General features: G+C 45.1%; 3 protein-coding genes and 1 tRNA gene. All 4 read right to left on the minus strand.

Annotation, left to right across the window (positions count from 1 at the left end):
* Window positions 1-3: 3 nt before the first annotated feature.
* A complete protein-coding gene (gene nspC / locus R7E51_RS17395) occupies window positions 4-1,137 on the minus strand; it encodes a carboxynorspermidine decarboxylase (RefSeq protein ID WP_017820473.1) in 1,134 nt (377 codons plus the stop codon).
* 103 nt (window positions 1,138-1,240) lie between these two features.
* Window positions 1,241-2,485, minus strand: coding sequence for a carboxynorspermidine synthase (locus tag R7E51_RS17400; protein WP_012841628.1), 1,245 nt, complete (start codon window positions 2,483-2,485; stop codon window positions 1,241-1,243).
* A gap of 18 nt (window positions 2,486-2,503) precedes the next feature.
* A complete protein-coding gene (locus R7E51_RS17405; RefSeq protein WP_206957892.1) occupies window positions 2,504-5,380 on the minus strand; it encodes a pyridoxal phosphate-dependent class III aminotransferase in 2,877 nt (958 codons plus the stop codon).
* A gap of 897 nt (window positions 5,381-6,277) precedes the next feature.
* Window positions 6,278-6,353 (minus strand) — tRNA-Gly (locus R7E51_RS17410).

The following is a 6,353-nucleotide window of genomic DNA, read 5'->3' on the forward strand; positions in this document are numbered from 1 at the left end:
GTTTTATATCACTGACCACTGAGACAGTGAACGTTTGAAATCAGAGTAGTCAAATTCATTCAGTTTTTGAATGTCACCATTCGAGCGTTCACAGTAGACCGACGGCATACGTAGACCGTTAAACCAGTTCAGTTTCACCATGGTGTAACCGGCACTATCTAGAATATGCAGACGCTGTCCTATCTCTAGAGGCTGTTCGAAGTTCGCCACGCAGAACTGGTCTCCAGCCAAACAAGAGCACGAGCCGATCACATACTCGTGTTCACCATTTTCAGATGCTTCAAGAATTGACGCTGGCTCATTGTAGATCAACGTATCTAAGCGGTGAGCTTCTGTGGCTGAATCGACAATCGCCGTCTTCTTTACGTTCTCAACGATATCAACCACAGTGACCACTAGGTCAGTCGTCTTGGTAATGATCGCTTCGCCCGGTTCTAGGTACATTTGCACGCCGTGTTTTTCAGCAAACGCTTTCAGCGCTAGGCCAAGCTTTTCGATGTCATAACCCGGCCATGTGAAGAACACGCCGCCGCCCATGCTTACCCAGTCCAGCTTATCTAGGTACTCGCCAAACTGAGCTGAAATAGCATCGAGTAAGCCGATAAACGCATCCACGTCTTTGTTCTCACAGTTCATGTGGAACATTACGCCATCAATACCATCAAAAATTTCCGGTTTGATGTGATCAGCCTGAACACCAAGACGAGAGAATTGACGCGCTGGGTTTGCTAAGTCTTGCCCTGCATAGCTCACACCTGGGTTTAGGCGCAAGCCAATCGATGCTTTGCCTTCGACAATATGACGATAAGCCGCTAGCTGTGACTGAGAGTTAAAGATCATCTTGTCACAGATGTCCGCCACATCGCGAACGTCATCTTCGCTGTAACCCACACTGTATGCGTGTGTCTCACCACCGAACGTTTCGTAGCCAAGCTTCACTTCAAACGGGCCAGAACTTGTTGTTCCGTCTAGGTAAGGCTTGATGATGTCGAATACACCCCATGTTGAGAAGCACTTCAGTGCTAATACAAGCTTCACACCAGAGATGTCTTTTAGCTGTTTTGCTTTCTCTAGGTTCTCAATCAGCTTGTCTTCATTGATCATGAAGTATGGCGTTTTTAGTTCGTTTTGTTGCATTTTGATACCTTACGTCCCTTCGCCTTAGCAAAGACACTATAAAATCGAACAAAGCCGACGCAAGTGCATCGGCTTAAACGTACAAATAAGAGTCGCTAAATTCTTACTTCAATTTATGGATAACAGGTTGTCCTGGCTCCAGTTCTTGAACATGCCAATCTAGACCAATAGATGGCATGGTTTCTAGGAATGGGTCTGGATCTAGCTGCTCCATGTTGAACACGCCTTTGTCTGCCCATTTGCCACGGAAGAACTGCAAAGCCGCAGTGATCGCTGGTACGCCAGTGGTGTATGAGATAGCTTGGTGTTCAACATCTTCGTATGCGACTTCGTGATCAGCGTTGTTGTAAATAAATACACTGCGCTCTTTACCATCTTTCTTACCTTGAACCCAAGTACCGATACACGTTAGGCCAGTGTAGCCTGGCGCGAGTGATGTTGGATCTGGTAGTAGTGCTTTTAGCACGTGCAAAGGTTGAACAACCGTACCGTCATGAAGCGTTAGTGGATCTGGGCTGAGTAGACCGATGTCGCGCATCACATTGAAGTAGTTTAGGTAACGGTCACCAAAGCCCATCCAGAATTCGATGCGTTTCGCAGGGATGAACTCTTGCATAGATCGAACTTCGTCGTGCGCCATTGAGTACACTTTGTGTGAACCACAATTCGGGAATTCAAACTCAAGCATACGTGAGTGACAAGGTACTTGTTTCCACTCGCCGTTTTCCCAGTAGAACGAATCGCCTTGAATCTCAAGCATGTTCGTTTCTGGATCAAAGTTAGTTGCGAACTTCTTACCGTGGTCGCCTGCGTTTACATCCATTACGTCGATAGTATCGATTTCATCGAACAGATGTTTCACTGCGTATGCGGCAAACACCGATACTACGCCCGGATCGAAACCAGCACCAAGAATACCTGTAATGCCCGCTTCTTCAAACTTCTCACGGTAACCCCACTGCCAATCGTAAGCTTGAGGTACTTGTTGGCCTTCAGAGCACAAATCAACCGCAACAGATGTATCAAGGTATGACACTTTAGCTTGGTAACATGCTTCCATAATAGACATGTTCACCCAAGGAGGACCTGCGTTGATCACTAAGTCAGGTTGTACTTCTTTAATTAAAGCAACTAAAGAATCTACGTCGTCCGCGTTTACCGCTCGCGCTTCTAATTTCTTAGTTGAATCTTTCAGATTGTTTTTCTTCTGAATCGATTCGATGATTTTCTCACACTTACCTACGGTACGTGATGCGATTGTGATATCACCCAGAACGTCGTTGTTTTGTGCTGCTTTATGTGCAACTACCCAGCCAACGCCGCCTGCACCAATCTGTAGAATTGCCATAGTTTTCCGTTACCTTTGTTAAACTAGCTCTGCCGCTAGCGTATTGATTTTTGAGAGCAAAGATTCAAAGTCCGCCGTCGTCAGACACGGGTTCAAAATCGTAAATTTCAATGCAGTTTTATCGTCGACAATGGTTTCACCCAATACCGCGATACCGCGTGTTAACGCTTCTAAGCGCAACGTTTTGTTCAGTTCATCAAGATCCGCTGATTCATGTGTCGCGCGGAACAGAACCGTAGACAGTGATGGTTCAGCCAACAACTCAAAGTGTTTGTTATCTCGAATCATGTCTGCCACTTCAAGCGTCTGTTCAAGCAAATGATCATACATATCGCCTAGGGCTTTTGGCCCTACGCTTTGCATCGTCATAAACACTTTGAGCGCATCAAAACGCTTAGTTGTCGCAATAGACTTATCCACCAAGTTCGGTAGTTCGTCGTGTTCGCGGTTCAAATAGTCTGCATGGTGAAGCAGGAATTTAAAGTTAGACTTGTCATTTACCAATAGCGCACCACAACTGATGGTTTGGTAAAACAGCTTATGGAAGTCTACGCTGATGGAATGTGCACGCTCACAACCTTTCAGACGCGCTTTTTGGCTACTTAGAATCAGAGCTCCACCGTATGCACCGTCGACATGCATCCACATGTCATGTTTCGCTGCCATATCGGCGATAAAGTCTAAGTCATCAATAGCACCGTGGTCCGTTGTGCCCGCTGTGCCAACAATGGCAAATGGGATCAAACCTTCTGCTTTGGCCTGATTGAGAACTTCGTCTAATTTAGTGACATCCATCGTTCCATCGGCATTAGCATCGACAGTCATGACCGCTTTTTCACCCAACCCCATCCAAGACGCTGATTTTTGAACCGTGAAGTGGGATTTTTTCGAACATACAATACGTAGCTTGTCTGCGTATTCAGGAAGGCCAAGCTTTTGAATTGAGTGTGCACTGAGTTTGTCAGCAATCCAATCTCGCGCAAGCATCAAACCCATTTGGTTACTTTGCGTGCCGCCGCTCGTGAAGATACCGTCCGCTTTTGCACCTAACTCATATTTATCGCATAGCCAGTTCACAACTTTCTGTTCAACATAAGTCGCTGATGAAGCTTGATCCCATGAGTCCATCGACTGGTTCAAAGCCGCAATCATTGCCTCTGCCGCAATCGCTGGCATCAACGGTGGAGTATGCAGGTGAGCAATACAATCTGGATGTTGAGTAAAAATTGCGTTTTTCGCGACCAGATCAGCAGCATCGTCGATAACGGATTTAAGAGGCGCATTTCCATTATCAAGATCAACGTCGTGAATCGCTGCTTCCAATGCTTTTGGATCCATACCTGAATACGGTGCAGTCACTTGTTCAAACACTGACTTCATTGCCGTAGTAGTGTGATTCATCACCGAAGCAAATTCATTGCTGCCCATCTCTCCTGTGTGGATGAAATGCTTCTTCCATTCATCTTGTGGCTGAGTTTCGATGTGACTACCGCCAGCGGCTAAAATCGCGTCTTCAAATACACGTAAAGCAAAGTCGATTTGCTCAAACGAGATGATAAGAGGAGGAAGGAAACGAATTACTGCGCCTTCGCGTCCACCTTTCTCAACGATCAAGCCACGCTCGAGTGCTGCGCGTTGAATAGAAAGTGTGAGTTCACTATCCGCTTGAGGTTCACCAAATTTATTGAGCTCACCGTCTGGATTTTTAATCTCCACGCCTAGCATCAAACCTTTGCCACGAACCTCTGCAATACAGTTCACACGCTTTTGAATACTTTCAAGGCCGTAGCGCAAGTACTGACCCGCAATATTGGCATGCTCAACAAGATTATCACGCTGGATAATTTCTAATGCTTTCGCACCAGAGACCATAGCTAGCTGGTTACCACGAAATGTACCTGTGTGCTCGCCCGGCTTCCATGTATCATGTTGCTTGTTGATAACCAATAGCGACATTGGTAAGCCACCACCAATTGCTTTTGATAAACACAGAATATCTGGAACAATGCTCGACTCTTCGAACGCGAAATTGTAGCCAGTTTTACCAACACCACACTGGATCTCATCGAAGATCAGTAAGATACCGTGTTCATCACAAATACGACGTAACTCTCGTAGCCAGAATGCTGGCGCAGGAACAACACCACCCTCACCTTGCACTGGCTCCACGATAATCGCGGCAGGCTTCATAATGCCTGACTCATCATCGTTTAAAAGACGATCGATATAGCGAATACTTGCTTTCGCACCTTCATCACCGCCAAGCCCAAAAGGACAACGCAGGTTGTATGGGAAAGGCATAAAGTGCACATCCGACATCAAACCAGTTCGACGAGCTTTCGTGCCTAAGTTACCCATCATCCCCATCGTACCATTAGTCATACCATGGTATGCGCCACGGAAGGCAAACATAGTGTTGCGACCGGTAGTCTGTTTCGCGAGCTTGATAGCAGCTTCAACCGCATCAGCTCCAGACGGGCCACAAAATTGGATAACGCTGTTCTCGCTTAACTCTTGAGGAAGAAAAGACTTAACGGATTGAATAAACGTCGTTTTTGCTGATGTTGCAATATCTAGCGTCTGATATGGCAGTCCTGAATCTAATTGTTCTTTCAGCGCTTGGTTTATTTCAGGATGGTTATACCCCAAAGCTAGAGTGCCTGCCCCCGCAAGGCAGTCTAGAAAGATCTGTCCACGCGTATCTTCAACCAAGCACCCAAAGGCTTGTTTAATTGCGATCGGCAAACGACGTGGATAAGAACGTACTTCAGATTCATGCTCAGCCTGATCAATCAATACTTGATCTGGCGTTAAGTCATACGTTCCCTCAACGATAGGAACCTGAGACGAAAAAATGTTTGCGATATTGCTATCGACTTCAAAGGCAGTGCTCATACTACATAATCCCTTGAATTATAATAATTCTGTATCCTGTATTAATAATCATTAGAATGAAATTACAGGAGGTGTGAATACCCCTCCGCATTTGTCAGTGCATAAATGACAAATACAGATCATCCGCCACGATACTCGCGGCTTTATATGTAAAAGGGATTAATCAAGGTTCTGTAATGCACCCGTTTTGTAAAACAGGACATTTCGGCAGTATGAAGCTGATTAGTGTGTGTTTATTCAAAGGTTTCAATGTTGGGTTTCCCATTAATATGCCGCGTTTACAGCATTAGTATCCCGTCTATCGACAAAAGGCTTTGCCGATACCTACCCTACGCAGTGTCACAATCAGCTTGAATGGTCACTACGCGTATCCCCCAGAGATCAAACGTTGTTAATTACGCTCCGAGATTGCGCGCGAATTTATCACAAAATAAAATCTTCTGGCAACGATTTTTCATATTAGTAACAGTGATGTAAATCACAACAAAACATACCCCATCGAAACTCGCATGTTCATATTCATGAGCTAAGCTTTTCTGCTTCTCTCAAACAGCTGTTATTTAAACAAATATTCTTGAGATATCATCACCTCATCCAACAGAGGTTTAAGGTTGTGCTGCTTAATCGTAAAACATTCCTTTCTATATCCGGAACATTTAAAAAGATAGCATTCTCGTCACAGCTTTGCCTGGAGCAAGAGTGGTTATTCTCCACAAGTGATGGTTTAAACATAGACTAGTAGGAATGGCTAAGATGCTTTGCAATGGCAGAATGAACAATCACTTGAGTCAATGAGACAAAGGGTTCGTTACTTAACGAAGTCTGTGACAGAAAAGAAGTTTGAGATTTTCAAAAAATACGAAAAAGGCCTAACATTTTCATGTTAGGCCTTAAATCTGGAGCGACACACGAGGTTCGAACTCGTGACCTCAACCTTGGCAAGGTTGCGCTCTACCAACTGAGCTAGTGTCGC

It is taken from the genome of Vibrio sp. Vb1166 (assembly GCF_033338695.1).
Lineage (GTDB): Bacteria > Pseudomonadota > Gammaproteobacteria > Enterobacterales > Vibrionaceae > Vibrio > Vibrio alginolyticus.

Coding starts and splice junctions, on each gene's coding strand:
- nspC (WP_017820473.1), bottom strand. CDS start 1,137: ATGCAACAAAACGAACTAAAAACGCCATACTTCATGATCAATGAAGAC.
- R7E51_RS17400 (WP_012841628.1), bottom strand. CDS start 2,485: ATGGCAATTCTACAGATTGGTGCAGGCGGCGTTGGCTGGGTAGTTGCA.
- R7E51_RS17405 (WP_206957892.1), bottom strand. CDS start 5,380: ATGAGCACTGCCTTTGAAGTCGATAGCAATATCGCAAACATTTTTTCG.